The organism is [Brevibacterium] flavum, assembly GCF_019317305.1.
In the GTDB taxonomy this organism is placed as follows: Bacteria; Actinomycetota; Actinomycetes; order Mycobacteriales; family Mycobacteriaceae; genus Corynebacterium; species Corynebacterium glutamicum.
This window is the reverse complement of sequence record NZ_CP079240.1, coordinates 276,255-293,955: the sequence shown is the minus strand read 5'-3', so window position 1 is coordinate 293,955 and position 17,701 is coordinate 276,255. Positions and strand designations below refer to the sequence as shown.

Below are 17,701 nucleotides of genomic sequence, written 5' to 3'. Positions count from 1 at the left end.
CAGACCGTATTTGGATTATCTAATGAAGCGAGTAACACCTGCCAGCAGTATTGCTACCGGCAAGACTTGAGCAATACTTTATCGCCCTCAAATCCATCAACACTAGGCTTCAGCTGCAGAAATAGTCCGCTTTACCCTAAATCTAAGGTTCCCACCCAACCCAGGAACCCGAATTAAAGGGCCACAAAATCTTCTGAAAGTACTGCTATCCAGCAGGAAAGCTAATCCACCCCGAAATCCCGCTCATTTTCGGGTCGTTTTTTCGCTTTTCAGGTCAAATAATCTGTTCCCCCCGAACTTATCTAATCACTGAGTTAAGATCAGAAGAATATCAGCATTCTTTCTACTTTATTTCAGTTAACAAAACTTCTTGAAGGATCGCCGCGTGTGGCAACGTGAAATGATCGTATTCGGCCGGGAAATCCGTATGCACACGGGCAAATCCATGATTTCGATACCACTGCGCCCCCTCAGTTGCTGCTTCAATAGCATTGAAGGGTTCCGCAGGGTCAGTACCGTCATCACGTTGCCCGGTTACCCAGTACAAGGGCATCCGCTCACGCAGTGAAGCGGCAACATCCAGTCGGTTTCGTTCCGGCGCTCCCCCACCGCCGAGGAGGATCGCGCCACCGGTGACAGACTCTGCGCTGTATGGAATGAGACCGTAGCTAATTAACTCTGCCCCACCGGAATATCCCATCCACCACACCGACTCAGCGTCCAAGCCATACTCTGCACTGATCTGTGCCACGAGTGAATTCAACCAGTCAACATTCTCTTCCAAATTCCTCCACCAGGTCATTGAACGCTCGTCTGGTGTACGGGGTACCAGCGTGATCATATTGTAGGTTTCAGCCACAAGAGCCAGACAGGCGCTCAATCCCTCTGGGGACAGATACTCCTCAGCTCCGTCCCCATGCAAGCGAACAAGCAAACCCACCGGCTCAGTAAAATCGACTCCCCGGGTAAACAGATGGTAATTGCTGCGGTCATGCCATTCACCGAACGACCGCCCCAGAGCCACCCCCTCAGCCTCAACGTAATCTTCTGTGTCCCAAGGGTTGGTGTACCACGACGTCTCCTCTTCATCCTTGCTGAAAATGCTAAAGAGACCACTCGAAGTTGAATGCATCACCGGATCAGCAGTCGCCAGAGGATCACCAGCTGGGATTCCGTAAGCAGTACAGTCAGCCGCGGAATCAAAACCGTCGTCTTCAGAGACGACAAATGGGATCACCAGCGCAACCAATGCCAGAACGGTCACAATGACCAGGACGGAAAGAGTTCGGACAGATCTCTTCGGTCGCCTCAACTTTTCTTCCCCAATCCACACAGAAAAATACCTTCAAATTTAGCACGGTTGCTATTCCACGGCATTTCACATCTAGATCTCCAATAGACATGGCTTTCCTGCTCTGGAGTAGTTCGTTGATCTGGAGGTGCAGAGGGCGGAGAGTTTCTCCTTACATATCGAAGCTACCGTGGGTTTTCCTTCGATTCGACTATCTCGGATCGGCAAGTGCACCACCACGATCCACCACCGGAGACTAGCCATCAATACAAAAGAGTCCCTGCGATTCTGGACTTAACTTCCGTCAACGGTCACCGCGCCGAACTGCTGGCTCAGTTTTCCATCTTCCGGGTTTTCTAGTTTGAGGAAACTCGGGTATTTCTTATGGTCCGAACACAACAGGTCGGACTTCCCCATTCAAACCGTCCGTTCTGAGCCGAAGCCTGCCCTGTTTTGTACCCCGTGTGCAATAAGGCGAACTACCTCGTCGATCCGACTGCTCCGCGACGAAGCTCGCCCTGTTAAGTTCGCCCGGCCAAAACAAGGCAAACTATCCCATCAAACTGACCGCATCCGGCCGAAGCCTGCCCTGTTTCGTACACCCCGTGCACAACAGGGCGAACTCCCCCATCAAACCGTCCATTCCGGGAGGAAGCCCGCCTTGTTTGGATCACCCGCGTACATAACTAGGCAAACTTCCCTCACCAAACCGACCGTTCCAGGCAGAAACCCGCCCACTTTCGCACACCCGCGAAACAGCGAAACACCCCCAGCAAACCAGAAAACAGAAAAACTAGATCTGCAGGCGGCCGCTCAATGCTCGGGAGAGAGTGAGTTCGTCGACGAATTCGAGGTCGCCGCCTAGTGGCATTCCGGATGCGAGGCGGGAAATTACCAGATCTGGGAAGTCTTTGAGGAGGCGGCCGAGGTATGAGGCGGTGGCTTCGCCTTCGGTGTTGGGGTCTGTTGCGAGGATGACTTCGCGGACGGTGGGGGTGGCGTCGAAAAGCTTATTTTCAGGAGTGGAATCCGCGAGCTCACGGTCTGGCAGGACGCCGCCGATGCGCTGCAGGAGCGTGGAAATGTTGAGTTCGCGGGGGCCGATGTTGGCCAGCGGGTCGAGGGCGCCGCCGAGGACGTGGTAGCGGCCGGAGAATTCGCCGGTGCGCTCGATAACTTGGATGTCTTTTGGTTCTTCGACGACACAGATTGTTCCGCCGTCACGTCCGGAGTCGGAGCAGATGCGACAGACTTCTTCGCGGGAAATGTTGCAGCAGATGCGGCAGAATTGGACGCCATCACGCACGCCTCCGAGGGCTTCCTGAAGGCGGGTGATATCGGTAGGATCTACGTTGAGCAGGTGAAATGCGATGCGTTGGGCGCTTTTGGGGCCGACGCCGGGGAGACGAGAAAGTTCGTCGATGAGATCCTGGAGTGGGCCTTCAAACACGTCTTACACTACCTATCTGGACTAAAAATTGGACAAGGAACAGTATCGCATACATGACAAAAGCCGGGTTCATCGAGAACCCGGCCCTGCGTTTAGCAACTAATTAGAAGAGGCCACCCATGTCCTGGGATAGTGGGCCCATCTTCTCTTCAGCAACGTTTGCAACCTTGTTGTGAGCGTCCTTGAATGCGCCAAGCAGGAGGTCCTGCAAGGTTTCGACATCTTCAGGGTCAACAACCTTTGGGTCAACGGTCACCGCGGAGACCTCGCCGTTGCCGGCCATAGTGACGGTAACCAGGCCGTTTCCTGCATTTCCGACAACGGTGGTTGCCAGGATTTCCTGCTGAGCGGCCTGTAGTTGAGCCTGCATCTGCTGAGCTTGGGCGAGGATCTGGGACATATCTGGCTGGGTCATGAGAATGGCTCCTAAGAAGTTTGTTGGTTTCTTCGCTCGATCCTACCGACGTCATCGCGAACCCGCCCCTTACTTTTGGCAGGTTCGCTCTCGGCTTACAAACGAGTCTTACAAAGGTTTCGCGCCGAGTTCCTGAGCAAGCAGTTCCATCGCGATGGTTTTCGCATCACGACGATCCATTTCACCTGGCTCTTCGTCTGCTTCGCGGATCAGCTGCTCTTCTTCAGATAGCTGGCTGACCTCCGGCTCAGGCGCAACTGCTGGAACTGGCTCCGTCGCAGGCTCAGGAGCTGGTTGCTCAACGGGAGGCGCTGGCTGTTGCTGGAGTCCTTGGCCGCGGTCGGGGAAACCCTCGTCAGCTGGGTATCCATAGGGGTCCGGTGGCAGGTCAGGTTCTGGTGGCAGCGGAACACCCCGCTCGAAGGGCTCGGAGCTGCCCTGGCGATGCTGACGTTGTTGCGCTGCATTTGCCGCGGCTTGTTCGACGCGTTCCTTCCACGCTGGTTTCGCAGAACCCGCAGCCGGAGCAGCAGGAGTAGCCGGAACCACCGGAGCAGGCGGAGGCGTTGGAGTCTGTGCCTCAGGTGCTGGCCCACCGATTTTTACCGGTTGCCCCCATCCCGAAGTTTCAGCCGAACTCTCAGGCTCCTCTGGCTCGGTGGGCACGGATTCTTGCTTAGGCGTCTGAGGCTGCGCAGGCGCACTTGGAGTGGCTGGTTTGGAGTCGTAGTTGGGGTTCCACGTGCTCTTTTGCACAGCAGGCTGGGCGGTAAATCCAGCTTCGGCTGGGTTCGTGCCCACAATGCATTCGACCTTGAGCTGCAGACCAGTTTCCTCAGCCAACACCTTGACCAAAATTCCGTTGTGATCAGCAGCGTTCAAACGCGCAGCCAACGCCCCGGTGCTGTGCCCGAGCACGAGGGTATCGCCTCGCAGTCCCAAAACTCGCGCTTCGGTCAGCATGATTGAGGTGCGCACACTTTGTTTTTCCACAATGTTTCGCAGCTCTGACCAGCGGCTTCGAATGGTTTCGAGGGGATCACTGCTTGCAGGCTGCTTTTCGACGCTCGCCTCCCGCACTTCCACCACTGGTTCCCTGGCGGGTTCCGGTTCCGGCGCGGGCTGAGGTGCAGGTTCAGCCGCTGGCGTTGGTTCAGGCGTTGGTGCAAGAGACTGTTCGCGCACTGGCTCGGGCGCAGGCGTTGGTGCAGGAGCTGGAGCCGCCTTCTTCTGTCCATACTCCCGTGCTTTCGCGCGGGCAGCAGCAATACCAGTGAGACCACCCGGAGTAGCTGCAGGCGCAGCGTCAGTCGAACTACTGACCGCTGGACCTGCCACGGTATTGCTTGCCAGGAGCAGTCGGGCGCAGAGGATTTCCAGAAGGAGGCGCGGTGAGGTGGCACCACGCATGTCGTCGAGTCCGGAGTTCACCATGGAGGCCAGGTTGGCGAGCTCGTTGCCTTTGAACAGGGTGGATTGTTCGATGAGGGCGTCGGCGCGGTCGGTGGGGGCGTCGACAAGCCCGAGGTTTAGTGCTTCTGGGACGGCTTGGAGGACCATCAAGTCGCGGAGGCGGTCGAGGAGGTCGATGGTGAAACGTCGCGGTTCGAGGCCTTCTTCGATGACGTTATCGATCGTGGTGAACATGCTTGCGTTGTCTTTAGATGCAAGGGCATGGATCGAATCGTCGATAAGCGTGAAGCTTGTGACACCGAGCAGCGGCAAGGCGCGCTCATAGGTCAAGCCCTCTGGGCCCGAGCCGGCGATGAGCTGGTCGAGGATGGAGAGGCTGTCGCGGGGGCTGCCGCCGCCGGCGCGGATGACCAGTGGGTAGACGGAATCGTCGACGTGGACGCCTTCGCCATCGACCGCATTTTTCAGCACTTTGCGCATATCGCCTGGGGTGAGCAGGCGGAACGGGTAATTGTGCGTGCGGGAACGGATCGTACCGATCATTTTGTCCGGCTCGGTGGTGGCGAAGATGAAAATCAGGTGCGCTGGTGGCTCTTCAACGATTTTCAGCAAGGCGTTGAAGCCTTGGGTACTGATCATGTGGGCTTCGTCGATGATGAACACGCGGTAGCGAGATTCCGCCGGGGCGTAGTTCGCGCGTTCGCGCAGTTCACGCATGTCATCGACACCATTGTTACTGGCGGCGTCGAGCTCAGTGACATCAAGGGTTCCAGGGCCACCCGGGGCCAGCGCTACGCAAGAATTACACACCCCACACGGCGTGGAAGTTGGGCCTTCCACGCAGTTGAGGGACCGGGCAAGGATGCGTGCCGACGACGTCTTGCCACAACCACGCGGACCCGAAAAAAGGTACGCATGGTTGATGCGCCCGCTATCCAAAGCTGCGGACAGAGGGTCAGTCACTTGCGACTGCCCAACTAGTTCACCAAAACTTGCCGGTCGATACTTGCTATACAAAGCCACGGAATTGAGCCTACCGTCTTAACGTTTCAGATCCAGAAGATCGACTTCTTGCTCCGCCATTCGTTCGAACATGACGTCGCTGCCCTCGTTGAGAGCGATGGCAAACTCTTCCTCCGTGAGCAGGATCAACTGCAGAGGCAACGTCAATCGGGCTAGATCGCCAGCCTCGTCGGGTGCTTCCACATTTACTTGACCTGCTTCTTCACGAACATACGGAATCTCCGGGCCCCAAATGCGGGGATCCGCCAAAATTCCGTGCACCACAGAAAAACCCTCTTGGGGAAGATTCGCCATGATACCCACACCAGGCAGGATCTGACCTGGTTGGGCATGCATGGGAGTGACACTGGAATCGGGGGCGGATTTGAAGGAGAGAGAGGCGTCGAGAAGCATTGTTGCAGCAGCGCCGACGGCGCGCCCAGGCACGGACACGTCGGCCCTGGCCAGGCTCAAAATCTCACTTCGCACATCGACGGTTTCCGCGCCTGTCTCGGTGACCAGGCCCGTGTTGACGCGCCCGAAGTCGACGGAACACGCAATTGACTCATCATCAAGCGTGTAACCCGCCACTTTAAACGCGCCAACCTGGTGAAACTCCGGCTGACCCGGCAGCAAACGGTTAATCCAATGTGCAGTTTCCGCGGTATTCACTCTAGCTAGCGTAGTGCTCCGCAGCTGCCAGCAAAACACACGTAGCCACGCCATCCATGGCAACCTCAAGTTCCTCAACAGGAGGCAGAGAAGGCGCCAAACGGAGATTTTTGTTCTCTGGATCCTGATGCAATGGGAAGGACGAACCCGCACCCGTCAACGCGATGCCGGCTTCCTTAGCCAACTCAGCCACGCGAGACGCCGTACCAGGAACCACATCAAGGGAAATGAAGTAGCCGCCCGCAGGGACAGTCCACTGCGCGACACCGTACTCAGCAAGGCGAGAATCCAGAATCTCCAGAACCTTGTTGAACTTCGGAGCCAACGACGCAGCATGCTTACGCATCACCGCGCGCACTCCCTCAGCATCGCCAAAGTAACGCGCATGAGCCAACTGATTGACCTTGTTAGGGCCAATGCCACGGATACCCGCATGACCGGAGTACCACTTACGGTTCTTCGCAGAAGTCATGAAGAAGGACACGCCCGCACCCGCGAGAGTGATCTTCGAAGTAGAAGTGAACGCCCAGAAACGGTTCGGGTTACCCGCCGCCTCACCAAGCCCAACGATGTCGATGACCTCAGGGAACTCATCAGTCAACGTATGAACGGCGTAAGCGTTATCCCACACCACGCGGAAGTCCGGCGCCGCAGTTTCCATCGTGCTCAGACGCTTTGCGACGTCCTCCGACACCGTGAAACCAGTCGGGTTAGAAAATACCGGCACAACCCACATGCCCTTAACCTGAGGATCCTTCACCAATTCCTCAACAGCATCCATATCAGGGCCGTCTTCATTCATTGGCACAGAAATCATCTCAAAGCCGAAACGCTCCGTGATGGAGAAATGGCGATCATAGCCCGGAACAGGGCAAATCCACTTAACGGTCTCTTCCTTCGACCAAGGCTGAACCGAATCATTGTTACCGAAAATGTACGACCAGCTGATCACATCAAACATGATGTTCAAGCTCGAAGCATCCCCCGCCAAGACCTGCTCCACAGGAACACCCAGCAAATCCGCCCAAATCTGACGAATATCAACAATGCCATCCAGCCCGCCATAGTTACGGACATCAGTACCATCCGCAGCCTTGAAATCGCCCTTACCAGGCAACGCCAACAGCTCATCAGCGAAATCCAACTGCTCCGACGAAGGCTTACCGCGAGTAAGATCCAGCTTCAGATTTTTTGACTTGAGCTCATCAAACTTGCGTTTAATGTCCTCGTGGAACAGACCAATTCGCTCTGCATCAAAATCCTGCAGCGAAACTGAACTCATAACTGCGTACCTCCGCATGTGGTGGCAAAATAGACGGACCAAAAAAAGGGCACAAAAAAAGAGTAGTGACCTCAAGCCACTACTCTAGACGTTTTAGGGGACCCCGCGCACCCGTCAGAGCTCGCTGACCCTTGCTGCATTCCTGCCCTGGGGGAGTTCACAAGATAAACGCCGCACGGGATCCTTCGCATAACTCTAGCTGAACCGCCCCAGAAAACGCCAACTGCGAGCGGATTTGAGTTTCTAAACGACTTTTGTGTAATCTAATCCCCAGAACAAAGCAGCCATGTGTTGCAGCCGTTCTAGCTGGAGGATTCGACTAGCGGCCTATGTCGCTCGCCTGGAACGCGGGTTGGGAGCAATCCCTCAGGGGTTCAAATCCCCTATCCTCCGCAAACCAAACCAGCTTCTCACTTCGGTGGGAAGCTGGTTTTTTCATGTATTGGGGATTCTCTTTGGTGGTTAAGGGACAAAATGTGTGCTTTTCTCTGGTGAGTCCCTGCAAGCCCAAACCAGGTGACCAATGAACGCCGAATTTCACTGCCGTCGGTCATATGGGATGGTTTTGAGGTCTGGAAACCGTCCCATATGACCGAGAATCTCTCAGTTAGGGGCTCTTCGGCCACTTGGTTTGCCCCATCGCCGGTAATTCTCGTCCAGTAGTCGGGATGATCGATAAGTACAGCCCCAGAAGTAGCGATTCGCCCAGGCCGTGTTCGTTTCGAACCAAGACTGCCGATTTCCCACCCCTCGCTTGGCCTTAAACGAACACATTCACGCGCCAATACTGCAGTTTGGAACCAAGGACCCAAATCCCAACCGCCGTTTGGCCTAGATATGCAGCCCCGCCGAATCTAGCCCAAAATTCCCAATTGAAGGATTCGAAAGTGACCCTTCAGAATCGCTCCTGAGCTACCAACATCACAGCACCCATACAAATACCCTCCTCGAGCATTCGACCCGTTAAATCGCCCCAACTAAATTAAATAGTGACTTGAGAAACAAAGCTCCATTATGCCAAACCAGCACAACCTCGGAACTTCCCCACTCAAATGGCAGGACACGCGCCTTACGTACAGAAATTCCCACAACCCCATACAGCCAAGAGGTCAATTGGCAAAAATCTAGAAAAATCTACCCAGTAAGCATTCAGGAACCATTCAGAATCTTTTCTTAGCATGTCTCTATCAGCGTAAACGTCCGAACATGAAAGGCTAGAAAAGCCATGGCTGAGCAGTTGCGTCAATTTGAAGGCAGGGTCCTCCCTAATCAATCCGAGGACTTGGAAGATCAGGGTTTGGGATTTGACCTGGGAACCGTTTTCTCCCGCAGGAAGGTTTTGGGATTCATCGGTGTTGGTGGAGCAGGTGTGGCACTTGCTGCTTGTTCACCTTCTGGTTCTTCCGCGGCATCGAGCACCTCAAGCGCGTCCAGCAGCGCAGCTGCAACCACCAGTGCAGCGGCTGAGACTTTGACTGAGATGAAGTCGGAGACTGCTGGTCCGTACCCGGGCGATGGTTCAAATGGTCCGGACGTTTTGGAGGTCTCCGGTGTGGAGCGCCAGGACATCACCAAGTCGATTGATTCTGACACGGTGGCAGAGGGTGTGCCACTGACGTTGACCATGACCATTTTGGATATGAACAACAACAATCAGCCGATGGAGGGTGCTGCGGTTTACATTTGGCACTGTGATGCGCCGGGTCGTTACTCGATGTATGACGATGAGCTGCTGGAGGAGACTTACCTTCGTGGTGTGCAGATCACCGATAAGTATGGTCAGGTCACTTTCGATACCATCTTCCCAGGTTGCTACGCGGGTCGTTGGGTGCACATTCACTTTGAGGTTTTCCCTGATCGAGACAGCATCACGGATTCCACGAACAACATTTTGACGTCGCAGATTGCGCTCGATGAGGCTTCTGCAGCATCTGTGTATGCACTTGATGTGTACGGAGATTCCTTGACCAACTTGAATGACATTTCTCTGGATACAGACAATGTCTTTTCCGATGGTTGGGATCAGCAGATGGCTAACCTTACGGGCGATGCAACCAGCGGTTTCATTGCCTCGATTGATGTGCCGATTGATCCAACCACTGAGCAGGATCAGTCGATGAACATGCCAAGTGGAGGCCAGGGAGGCCCCGGTGGACAAGGAGGACCAGGTGGCATGACCCCTCCAGATGGCATGGCTCCACCTCAGAATGCTCAGTAGATAAACGGCTCCCGGCTGAGGGTTGTGGGATCGAAGATTTCCAACAATTGGGGTGCGGAATTTACCCCTTCGTAGCCGAGCGATGATGCGAGGCGGGAGAAAATGGTGTGGAGGGGGGCGTCGATAAGCATTTCTTTAAGCGTAACTGCCCCGTCGCGTTTGGCGAGGCGCTGGCCGTGGGCGTTGAGCACGAGTGGCACGTGGATGTATTCGGGCGCGGGGGTGCCCAGCAGCGAGCCGAGGTAGGCTTGGCGGGCGGCGGAATCAAGTAGGTCGTCGCCGCGTACTACCTGGTCAACGCCTTGAAACGCGTCATCGACGACGACAGCTAAGTTGTACGCCCATCCGGGTTCCTGCCCGCCGCGGAGCAGAATGAAATCATCCACGGGGCCGGTTTGTGGGCCACGAAGTCGATCATAAAAATCAAACGAGGTCACCTGCGCGCGCAGGCGGATGGCGGGGTGCCGGTTTTGCGCAGCCAAGGTTGCACGCTTTTCGACGCGTTCCTCCTCCTTCAATTCCCTACACGTTCCCGGATACACTCCCGGAGCCACATGGGGTGCCCGCGAGGCTTCTTGGATGTCCCGGCGCGAGCAATAACATTCGTAGGTGTCTAGTTTTTCAAGGGCTGCGCGGTAGGCGTCGTAGCGTGTGGATTGGTAGAGGACGTCGCCATCCCAGTCGAGACCCAGGGCGGATAGGTCTGCGAGTTGGCTTTCGGCGGATTCCTTGGATGAGCGTTGTTCATCGATGTCTTCGACCCGCATGAGGAATTTTTTTCCTTCGGACCTGGCAAACAGCCAGGCCAGCAGTGCTGTGCGGAGGTTGCCAAAGTGAAGGTCGCCGCTTGGTGATGGTGCGTATCGTCCTGCCATGTTTCTAGATTAGATGTTCACTTGCCGCCATGTTTCGGATGGGTTCTCCTGAACGGTGGAGATGATCACTCCGGGATAGTTGAGGAGGTTTTCAGGGGTGATGCCTTCAAGTACCAAAAGCGGTGGGGTTCGAAGGGTGGCGCTGGCAATTTTCAGTTTGTTGATCTGCGAAGTACTCCAGGGGTGTCCGCCGTTTTTCAAGCGTTGTTTCCCGGTGTTGTTCAGACCAACTTGTTCCAGTGCTTGCTCAATTTCTTCCACGGTGGCATCCGGCACTCGCAAACCAACCAGGCGCGATACTGAACCACGGCTTAAGTGGTGGTGTGCTGAGGCGATTCCGATGAGGGCGCGTCGTTGTTTCAAAGGAAGCTGCGAAAGCCTTTGACCGTTGACTATTGCATCTGTGCCTTCCTCCATTGCAGACAACGAGGTGACCCATTTTCTCGTCGCATCTGCAGAGCCGTGGAGGTAGATCCGTTCTCCAGGAAGGGCGGAAATACCTTTGACATAGACACCGGGGATTCCTTCTGTTGCTTGCAACCCGGGTAGTTTTTGTTGGGAGTGTTTAAATTCTGAGCCTCGTTGCAGAAGTGGAATCAGGATGCGTGTCGCGGCTTTATAATTTTGGCGATATTCCACCACGCGGCCAAGTTCTGCAACTGGAGTGGCAAGAACGCCAAGAAGCATCATTATTCCCGCAACCTCACTTACTTCCAGGTGGCCAGAAATCACAATGCTGACAGTGCCAAGCGAGGCTGCCATGGCCATCAATGCGCGGCTAAAACCGGTGGCCCAGGAACGTCTTACAGCAGCTATCACCACTCGGTCGGAATCTCGGGTGACTGCATTGAGCTCACGGTCTATTGCTCCTGTTGCGTGCAGTAATTCTCCAGCCATGACAGAATCTGCGATCCGCGCAGCCATGCGTCCACGTTTTTTGCGTAGTTCACGTGCTCTTTTCAAAGTCCACCGCGCCACCACCGGCAGCACGGCTACACACATGAGCAGTGGCACAGCCACCGCTATTCCTGTGCGGAGATCTTGGATAAACAACGCCACCAGCACAATCGCAATCAACGGCAGCCCGGTGACCATCGGAACAATGCCCAAAGCCACCCAATTGCGCACCGCGGTGAGATCATTGCTGGCTCGGGTGACAGTCACGCCCAACGAGGCCGTATTTCCAGGCACCAGCGCAGCACCCACCAATTCACGACGCACCTCATGCACATAATGCTGGCCTAGATCTTCTGCCACTACTTTTTGAATCCACTGCGCCACCCCCAAACCCAACGTGGTAGCAAGCAGCAATCCAACAAGTGCTCGGTTTCCCTCAAGTATGGCGGCTACGCTCAACGACACCATGATCGCCAGCAGTGCCTGCAGCACACCAAGTACACCTAGGGCAATGAGCAAAAGTCTGCGACGAGCACGCCATAACCTAGGCATGATCCGTTAGCACCGCTGTGACGATCTCCGGGTTGGTGAGATCAAAAGTGGGCACCACTGGAACTTCAAGCACAGTGGCGGCTTCCACGGTGGCCAGCGGCGAAGCCGTCATCACTCCCGAGGCCGCAGCCACATGAAGCCCCGCCGCCTGCAGCTCCTGCACACCGGCCTTCGCGCCCAAGGCATCAACAGCGGAGAACACCACATGATCCACGCTCTCCTGGAACACTTGATCGCGCAACAGCCGCGAGGTTTCGCCCTGATAAATTCCGTCCGCGATTTCCACGATCACGGTATCGGCACCAGAATCAGCCAGCACATTAATCATGTTGACGCTCAGCGCACGAATCTCCGCGAAATTCAGCTTGAACGTGGTTGGGTAGCCAAAGTCGGTGAAATCAATAACGCTGTGAGCACCAGCATCGTGATAAATCATGCGGTCATTTCCAGCACCAGTGCCCGTGATCTTTCCAGCCGCCACCTTCTGCCCCGCCGCAGCCAAACCATTGACCAAGCAGGCAAGCGTGGTGGATTTTCCAGAGTTCATCGACGTTCCCAGCACCGCGATCACCTGCGCACGCTTGTTGGGAGCCTCCACTTTCAAAGGATTATCAAAAGCCGCAAAGTCGCGCACATTCACCGTTCCGCGCGCATTGGTGAGCAATCCCAACGGTTCAATCTCTGTGGGTTCATCCACCCGATCGTGCAGCGCCGTCACCGTTCCCGCGATGCCACCAGCCGCCACCAAATGGCATGGCCCCAAATCCTCCGGTACATGCGCTAAAAACTGATCCGCCGCATACCGGTGTCCATACGCCAACATCACCAACGCACCCTCAAACAAAATGGCCTTGCGCGACTCCGGCGTCTCCACCCGCTTGTGATTATTAATCGCCGTCACCCGCGCAATCACCACATCGCCCGCCTGCGGCGTGCCGGCTGTTTCCAACCAAAAATCAGAAGGACGCTTATCGACGCCCACCGCCACCAAACGCGTCGTATAGCTCGCCTGAAAACGAGCAGGCAACGCGATCGCCGTGGAGTGCAGTACTGGGTGTTCAAGAGCAATGGTCATGAGGAGGGACCTTTCTAGGAGGAAGTGTCTGGCCGATTGGCTAACAATCTCTAGTTAAATCCCGCCTCATGAAACCACGATGAAACCAACATGAGAGTTTTTTCATCCACGTTTTCTGGCTATGGTTGTGGACGTGCAAAATCAATCACACACCCCAGAAACCCAGCCTCAACCTGGGCAGGGCGCAGCCAAGAAAACCCCCGTTGCGTCCGGAAACTCCACGTTCATTCACATTCAGCCAAGCTTGTACCCCATTTTGCTGGCGCTGTTTGTTGCAGTCTTTCTAATTTCAAATATCACCGCAACCAAGGGCGTAGAAATCGGCCCGTTGGTGACAGACGGTGCGTTCTTCCTCTTCCCCATCTCATATGTGTTGGGCGATGTTCTAGCCGAATGTTACGGCTTCAAATCCACTCGTCGTGCCATTCTTACTGGTTTTGGCATCACGATGCTCGCGGCGCTGTCTTTCTACATTTCCATCTGGCTGCCTGGCGCAAGTTTCTGGGAAGGCCAAGAAGCTTTCGAAGCAACGCTCGGCCTTGTTCCACAGATCATCGTGGCATCACTGGCGGGCTATATTGTGGGGCAGCTGCTCAACGCCAAAGTTCTGGTGGCTATCAAAAAGCGCACGGGTGAAAAGTCCCTGTGGGCGCGCCTGATTGGCTCCACCGTTGTCGGAGAATTTGTCGATACCCTGCTGTTTTGCGCCATCGCAGCGCCAGTGATCGGTATTGCCACCGCCCCGGATTTCATCAACTACGTTGTGGTGGGCTTCGTGTGGAAAACCCTTCTAGAGGTCATCCTCATGCCCATCACCTACGCAGTCATTAGGTGGGTGAAACGCCGCGAAGGTTATGAAACCTTCGACGCGTAGTACCGGCCTAAGAATTCTTCCTTGAATTCGTAGTACGTGCCATCATCGATGCTGGCACGAATCTTATCCACCAAGGTGATCATGAAGTACAGATTGTGCATGGTGCACAGCGTGCCGGCCAAAAATTCCTTCGCTTTGAGCAGGTGATGAATGTACGCGCGGGAGTAGTTCTCGCTGGCGTATCCGCCGACTTCCTCATCGATTCCCTTGAAGTCACGCTTGAAACGCGCACCGGTCAAATTCATGCGTCCATCAAGCGTGTAGACACCGCCGCGTCGACCCAAACGAGTCGGCGCCACGCAGTCAAAGGTGTCCGCACCGGCTTCGACAGCCACGAACAGATCGTCCGGCTCGGAAATGCCCAGCAGGTGACGTGGCTTGTCCTCGGGCAGCTCATCGCACACCCAGCCCACGATGGTGCCCAGGTTTTCCTTCTCTAGGGCGCCACCGATGCCGAAACCGCCGAAGCCGCGACGGCCTTCGTCGGCGGCCTGGCGATCCAGGTCCAACAGGCCTTTTACTGCTTGTCGACGCAAATCCTCGAACTGCGCCCCCTGCACCACTCCCCATAGGGATTGAAGTGGTTTATCCACACGTTCCTGAGTCAAACGTTCATGCTCCAGGAGGCAGCGCTGTGCCCACCTGCGGGTACGTTCCACAGATTCCACCTGGTAGTCATAGGTATCAACCAAGGTGGTCAGTTCATCAAAAGCAAAGATGATGTCTGCGCCCAATTGGTGCTGAATCTGCATGGAGACTTCTGGGGTGAATCGGTGCTTTGAGCCATCGATAACAGATTTGAAATCCACGCCGTCTTCGTCGACAAGCGCCATGCGCTCTTTTTTAGCCGCCTTGATATCGTTGCGCGTCAAGTTGGTGGTGTCCATGGCCAGCACCTTTTTAAAGCCGGAGCCCAGGCTCATGACCTGGAATCCTCCGGAGTCGGTGTAGGTGGGGCCGTGCCAGTTCTCAAAGGCAGACACACCGCCAGCCTCATCCACGATGTCTGGGCCAGGCTGCAGATACAGGTGGTAGGCGTTGGACAAAATAGCCTGTGCGCCGGTCTCCCGAATCTGCTCAGGGGTAAGGGTTTTCACCGTGGCTTTGGTAGCCACAGGAATGAAAGCAGGGGTGGCAATATCACCGTGAGGTGTGTGGATTACACCTGTACGACCATGCTTGCCGGGGGCGTCATCGGCAAGCTTGTTGTTGAGGGTGAATGAAAGATCTGACATAGGTGCCAAGTCTAACGTGCAGCCTGCTTCTCCTCCCATTCCTTCTCCAGGGCGGTGCCTTCAATGTCCAAACTTGGCAGAATTCGATCCAGCCACTTAGGCATCCACCACGTTGCCTTGCCCATCAGGAACATCGATGCCGGGACCAGACCCATGCGGATGAAGAAGGCGTCAAAGAATACGCCCGCACCCAATGCGAAACCGAAGATCTTAATAAACGGCAGTGGCTGATCAATAAACGCCACGAACACAGCAATCATGATCAGTGCTGCTGCTGTGACCACACGGGACCCCTGCGTGAAGCCTTCAATAACTGACTGCTCAACTGGGGAGTACTTGGAACCAGGCTGTCCCTTGCCACCGTGGTGGGTGTAGTGCTCGCGCATGCGAGTCACCAGGAACACCTGATAATCCATGGCCAAACCGAAGGTCACGCCGATGAGGAAGATCGGCATGAAGGAAATCAGCGGACCTGGAGTGTTCACAAATCCACCGAAGCCCTCCTGCCAGAACAGCACAGTCGCACCGAAGGCCGCACCCACAGACAACAAGAAGCCAAGGCCAGCAACCAGCGGAACAAGCAGGGAACGGAACACCAGAATGAGGAGGAAAATAGCCAAACCAACAACCACAGCGAGGTAAACCGGCATTGCGTCTTCCAGCTGCTCAGTAATGTCCAACTGAACCGCCGTGAACCCAGTGGTACCCAGTTCAGTTCCCGTAACATCCTCAATCTGAGCTTCCTGCGCACGCAGCACGTGCATCAACTCAGGGGTCTCTTTATCCGCAGGTCCGGTGTATGGAGTCACGAGAATCTGCGCCGCAGTGAAATCATCATTGACGCTGATGATCTGCGCATTCTTCACATCGATGTTGGAATTGTAGGTCTGGGTGACATACATATAGGTAGCAAAACGAGCCGCCTGCTCCCGATCAAACTCGCCCTCTTCAGGCTCCTGTGCCTCAATGAGGGGCTGCAAAGCTGTGGAATCAGCATTGACCTCATGCGTATCGACGATGACCAAGAACGGCGCATTAACGCCCGCGCCAAAGCCCTCTGCCATCAAATCAGCCGACTGACGCTGAGTGGTATCAATATTAGAGGTGGAGTCAGAAGGCAGTGACAACTGCAGGTTCATTGCAGGAATGGTCAAGGCACCAAGACCCAAGACCACCACTGCCACCACAAGACCCGGTGCTTTCTGTACAAGCTTGACCCATGAGCGACCCTTGGAACGACGATTAAGCGCTTGCTCCCACGTCTGCTTTGGCGTTGGGTTTCCACCAATTCCAGGGATCTTGCCCTTGAACGCATGACCACCAAACACACCCAACAGCGCCGGGATAAACGTCAACGCAATGAGCACAGCCACGAACACCGTAAACGCCGCAGAAATACCCATGGCCGTGAGGAATCCGATATCCGCAATGATGAGGGCCACCAGCGCGATAATCACCGTTGCGCCAGCAAACACCACCGCACTACCAGCCGTACCCACCGCCATTCCGGCAGCATCGGCACGTGGCATGCGCTTATACTCCGCACGGTACCTAGACAAAATGAACAGCGCGTAGTCGATGCCCACAGCCAGACCAATCATCACTGCGAGCACTGGAGTCACATTGTTGAGATCAGTAAACGCCGTGGCCAGCACGATGGCCAGCGCACCGATGCCCACGCCGATCACCGCGGTAATCAAAGGCAAGCCTGCAGCAATCAAAGAACCGAAGGTGAAAATCAACACGATGAACGCGATGCCAATACCGATGATCTCACTGGTGGTTTCAATCTGAATTGGATCACCGAAAGCAGGTCCACCGGCTTCCACCCGGACACCTAAATCTTCACCGATCTGCATTGCTTCGTTGATCACATCGCGGTGTTTTTGCTCCACATATTCTGCGGCCGAAACATCAATGTTGAAAGAGGTGTAGCCAATGGTTTTGTCTTCGCTCAACACCGCCAGGTTGGCAGCATCCTTTGCAGCTGTTTCCTCCGGAAGCCCCATGCTGGTCATCTGCTCGATGACCATTTCTTTCAGAGCAGGAGACACCTCAACTGGGTTGCCGAAACGCTCTCCCCCACCAAAATCAGGCAAATTGTCCTCAATGTAATCAACGACTGCATCCATCGCAGTCATCATCGAAGGATCATCAAGCGTGGTTCCTTCCGGGGATTGGAAAACCACGTTAACTCCGGCGGCCGTCACCGGGTTCGTCTGATCAGGGAAATTTTCAACCAGAGAAACAGTGGCATCAATCGAAGGGGTGTCTTCAATAGTGAAAGAGTTACTGAACCCCTTCTGCATCGTCAGGGCCAGACCACCAACAATGGCCAAAATAAGTAGCCATGCCGAAATCACAATCCACTTGCGATTATAGGACCATCGCCCCAACCTGAATAGCAATTTCGCCACGGGGTTGCTTCTCCTCTTGAATGAGCTATTTTT

The 17,701-nt window shown here is 55.2% G+C and carries 13 protein-coding genes, 1 tRNA gene and 1 other RNA gene; 3 read left to right on the top strand and 12 right to left on the bottom strand.

Features of this window, described 5'->3' with window-relative positions:
- Positions 1–343 precede the first annotated feature (343 nt).
- From KW808_RS01415 to ffs, 7 genes are all read right to left on the bottom strand, one after another.
- Positions 344–1,264, bottom strand: coding sequence for an alpha/beta hydrolase (locus tag KW808_RS01415; RefSeq protein WP_230622882.1), 921 nt, complete (start codon positions 1,262–1,264; stop codon positions 344–346).
- 820 nt (positions 1,265–2,084) lie between these two features.
- The gene (locus KW808_RS01410; RefSeq protein WP_003863376.1) at positions 2,085–2,741 is read right to left on the bottom strand and encodes a recombination mediator RecR; all 657 of its coding nucleotides are present in this window, start codon (positions 2,739–2,741) and stop codon (positions 2,085–2,087) included.
- 103 nt (positions 2,742–2,844) lie between these two features.
- Entirely contained in the window at positions 2,845–3,156 is a 312-nt protein-coding gene (locus KW808_RS01405) for a YbaB/EbfC family nucleoid-associated protein (RefSeq protein ID WP_003863377.1), read from the bottom strand.
- A gap of 108 nt (positions 3,157–3,264) precedes the next feature.
- Positions 3,265–5,592 (bottom strand): DNA polymerase III subunit gamma and tau, encoded by a 2,328-nt coding sequence (locus KW808_RS01400; RefSeq protein ID WP_034983475.1) that lies wholly within the window; start codon positions 5,590–5,592, stop codon positions 3,265–3,267.
- Between the two features lie 18 nt (positions 5,593–5,610).
- Positions 5,611–6,243 (bottom strand): suppressor of fused domain protein, encoded by a 633-nt coding sequence (locus tag KW808_RS01395; RefSeq protein WP_003863379.1) that lies wholly within the window; start codon positions 6,241–6,243, stop codon positions 5,611–5,613.
- Between the two features lies 1 nt (position 6,244).
- Positions 6,245–7,525, bottom strand: coding sequence for an aspartate aminotransferase type Ic (locus tag KW808_RS01390; RefSeq protein WP_003863380.1), 1,281 nt, complete (start codon positions 7,523–7,525; stop codon positions 6,245–6,247).
- 92 nt (positions 7,526–7,617) lie between these two features.
- An RNA gene (gene ffs, locus KW808_RS01385) (signal recognition particle sRNA small type) lies at positions 7,618–7,712 on the bottom strand.
- Between the two features lie 121 nt (positions 7,713–7,833).
- On the opposite strand from ffs, the gene KW808_RS01380 reads away from it, so the two are divergent.
- Positions 7,834–7,918: transfer RNA gene (locus tag KW808_RS01380), tRNA-Ser, on the top strand.
- An 832-nt stretch (positions 7,919–8,750) separates the two neighbouring features.
- Positions 8,751–9,743 carry an intradiol ring-cleavage dioxygenase gene (locus KW808_RS01375; RefSeq protein WP_003863381.1) on the top strand — a complete coding sequence of 331 codons (993 nt, stop codon included), beginning with the start codon at positions 8,751–8,753 and terminating at the stop codon, positions 9,741–9,743.
- On the opposite strand, the gene gluQRS is transcribed toward KW808_RS01375, so the two are convergent.
- Genes gluQRS through KW808_RS01360 form a run of 3 tightly spaced genes read right to left on the bottom strand, consistent with a single transcriptional unit; the run spans position 9,737 to position 13,142 of the window.
- Positions 9,737–10,618 (bottom strand): tRNA glutamyl-Q(34) synthetase GluQRS, encoded by an 882-nt coding sequence (gene gluQRS / locus KW808_RS01370; RefSeq protein WP_040072452.1) that lies wholly within the window; start codon positions 10,616–10,618, stop codon positions 9,737–9,739. The genes KW808_RS01375 and gluQRS overlap by 7 nt on opposite strands.
- Positions 10,619–10,627: 9 nt before the next feature.
- Positions 10,628–12,067 carry an ABC transporter transmembrane domain-containing protein gene (locus tag KW808_RS01365; RefSeq protein WP_231640531.1) on the bottom strand — a complete coding sequence of 480 codons (1,440 nt, stop codon included), beginning with the start codon at positions 12,065–12,067 and terminating at the stop codon, positions 10,628–10,630.
- A complete protein-coding gene (locus KW808_RS01360) occupies positions 12,060–13,142 on the bottom strand; it encodes a DUF1611 domain-containing protein (protein ID WP_003863384.1) in 1,083 nt (360 codons plus the stop codon). Before KW808_RS01360 ends, KW808_RS01365 begins: the two co-directional genes overlap by 8 nt.
- 121 nt (positions 13,143–13,263) lie before the next feature.
- Here KW808_RS01360 and KW808_RS01355 point away from each other — a divergent pair, with 121 nt between their 5' ends.
- The gene (locus tag KW808_RS01355; protein ID WP_003863385.1) at positions 13,264–14,016 is read left to right on the top strand and encodes a queuosine precursor transporter; all 753 of its coding nucleotides are present in this window, start codon (positions 13,264–13,266) and stop codon (positions 14,014–14,016) included.
- Here the strand turns inward: KW808_RS01355 and tgt are convergent.
- Positions 13,995–15,251: a tRNA guanosine(34) transglycosylase Tgt gene (gene tgt / locus KW808_RS01350; protein ID WP_034983471.1), complete on the bottom strand. Its 1,257-nt coding sequence runs from the start codon at positions 15,249–15,251 to the stop codon at positions 13,995–13,997. The genes KW808_RS01355 and tgt overlap by 22 nt on opposite strands.
- Positions 15,252–15,262: 11 nt before the next feature.
- Positions 15,263–17,668, bottom strand: a complete 2,406-nt coding sequence (locus tag KW808_RS01345; protein ID WP_499652449.1) for an MMPL family transporter — start codon at positions 17,666–17,668, stop codon at positions 15,263–15,265.
- Between the last annotated feature and the right edge of the window lie 33 nt (positions 17,669–17,701).

Bases quoted from the DNA above. Each gene is read 5' to 3' on its own strand.
- KW808_RS01405 (WP_003863377.1), bottom strand. From the start codon at position 3,156: ATGACCCAGCCAGATATGTCCCAGATCCTCGCCCAAGCTCAGCAGATG.
- KW808_RS01390 (WP_003863380.1), bottom strand. From the start codon at position 7,525: ATGAGTTCAGTTTCGCTGCAGGATTTTGATGCAGAGCGAATTGGTCTG.
- KW808_RS01375 (WP_003863381.1), top strand. From the start codon at position 8,751: ATGGCTGAGCAGTTGCGTCAATTTGAAGGCAGGGTCCTCCCTAATCAA.
- gluQRS (WP_040072452.1), bottom strand. From the start codon at position 10,618: ATGGCAGGACGATACGCACCATCACCAAGCGGCGACCTTCACTTTGGC.
- KW808_RS01365 (WP_231640531.1), bottom strand. From the start codon at position 12,067: ATGCCTAGGTTATGGCGTGCTCGTCGCAGACTTTTGCTCATTGCCCTA.
- KW808_RS01360 (WP_003863384.1), bottom strand. From the start codon at position 13,142: ATGACCATTGCTCTTGAACACCCAGTACTGCACTCCACGGCGATCGCG.
- KW808_RS01355 (WP_003863385.1), top strand. From the start codon at position 13,264: ATGGTTGTGGACGTGCAAAATCAATCACACACCCCAGAAACCCAGCCT.
- tgt (WP_034983471.1), bottom strand. From the start codon at position 15,251: ATGTCAGATCTTTCATTCACCCTCAACAACAAGCTTGCCGATGACGCC.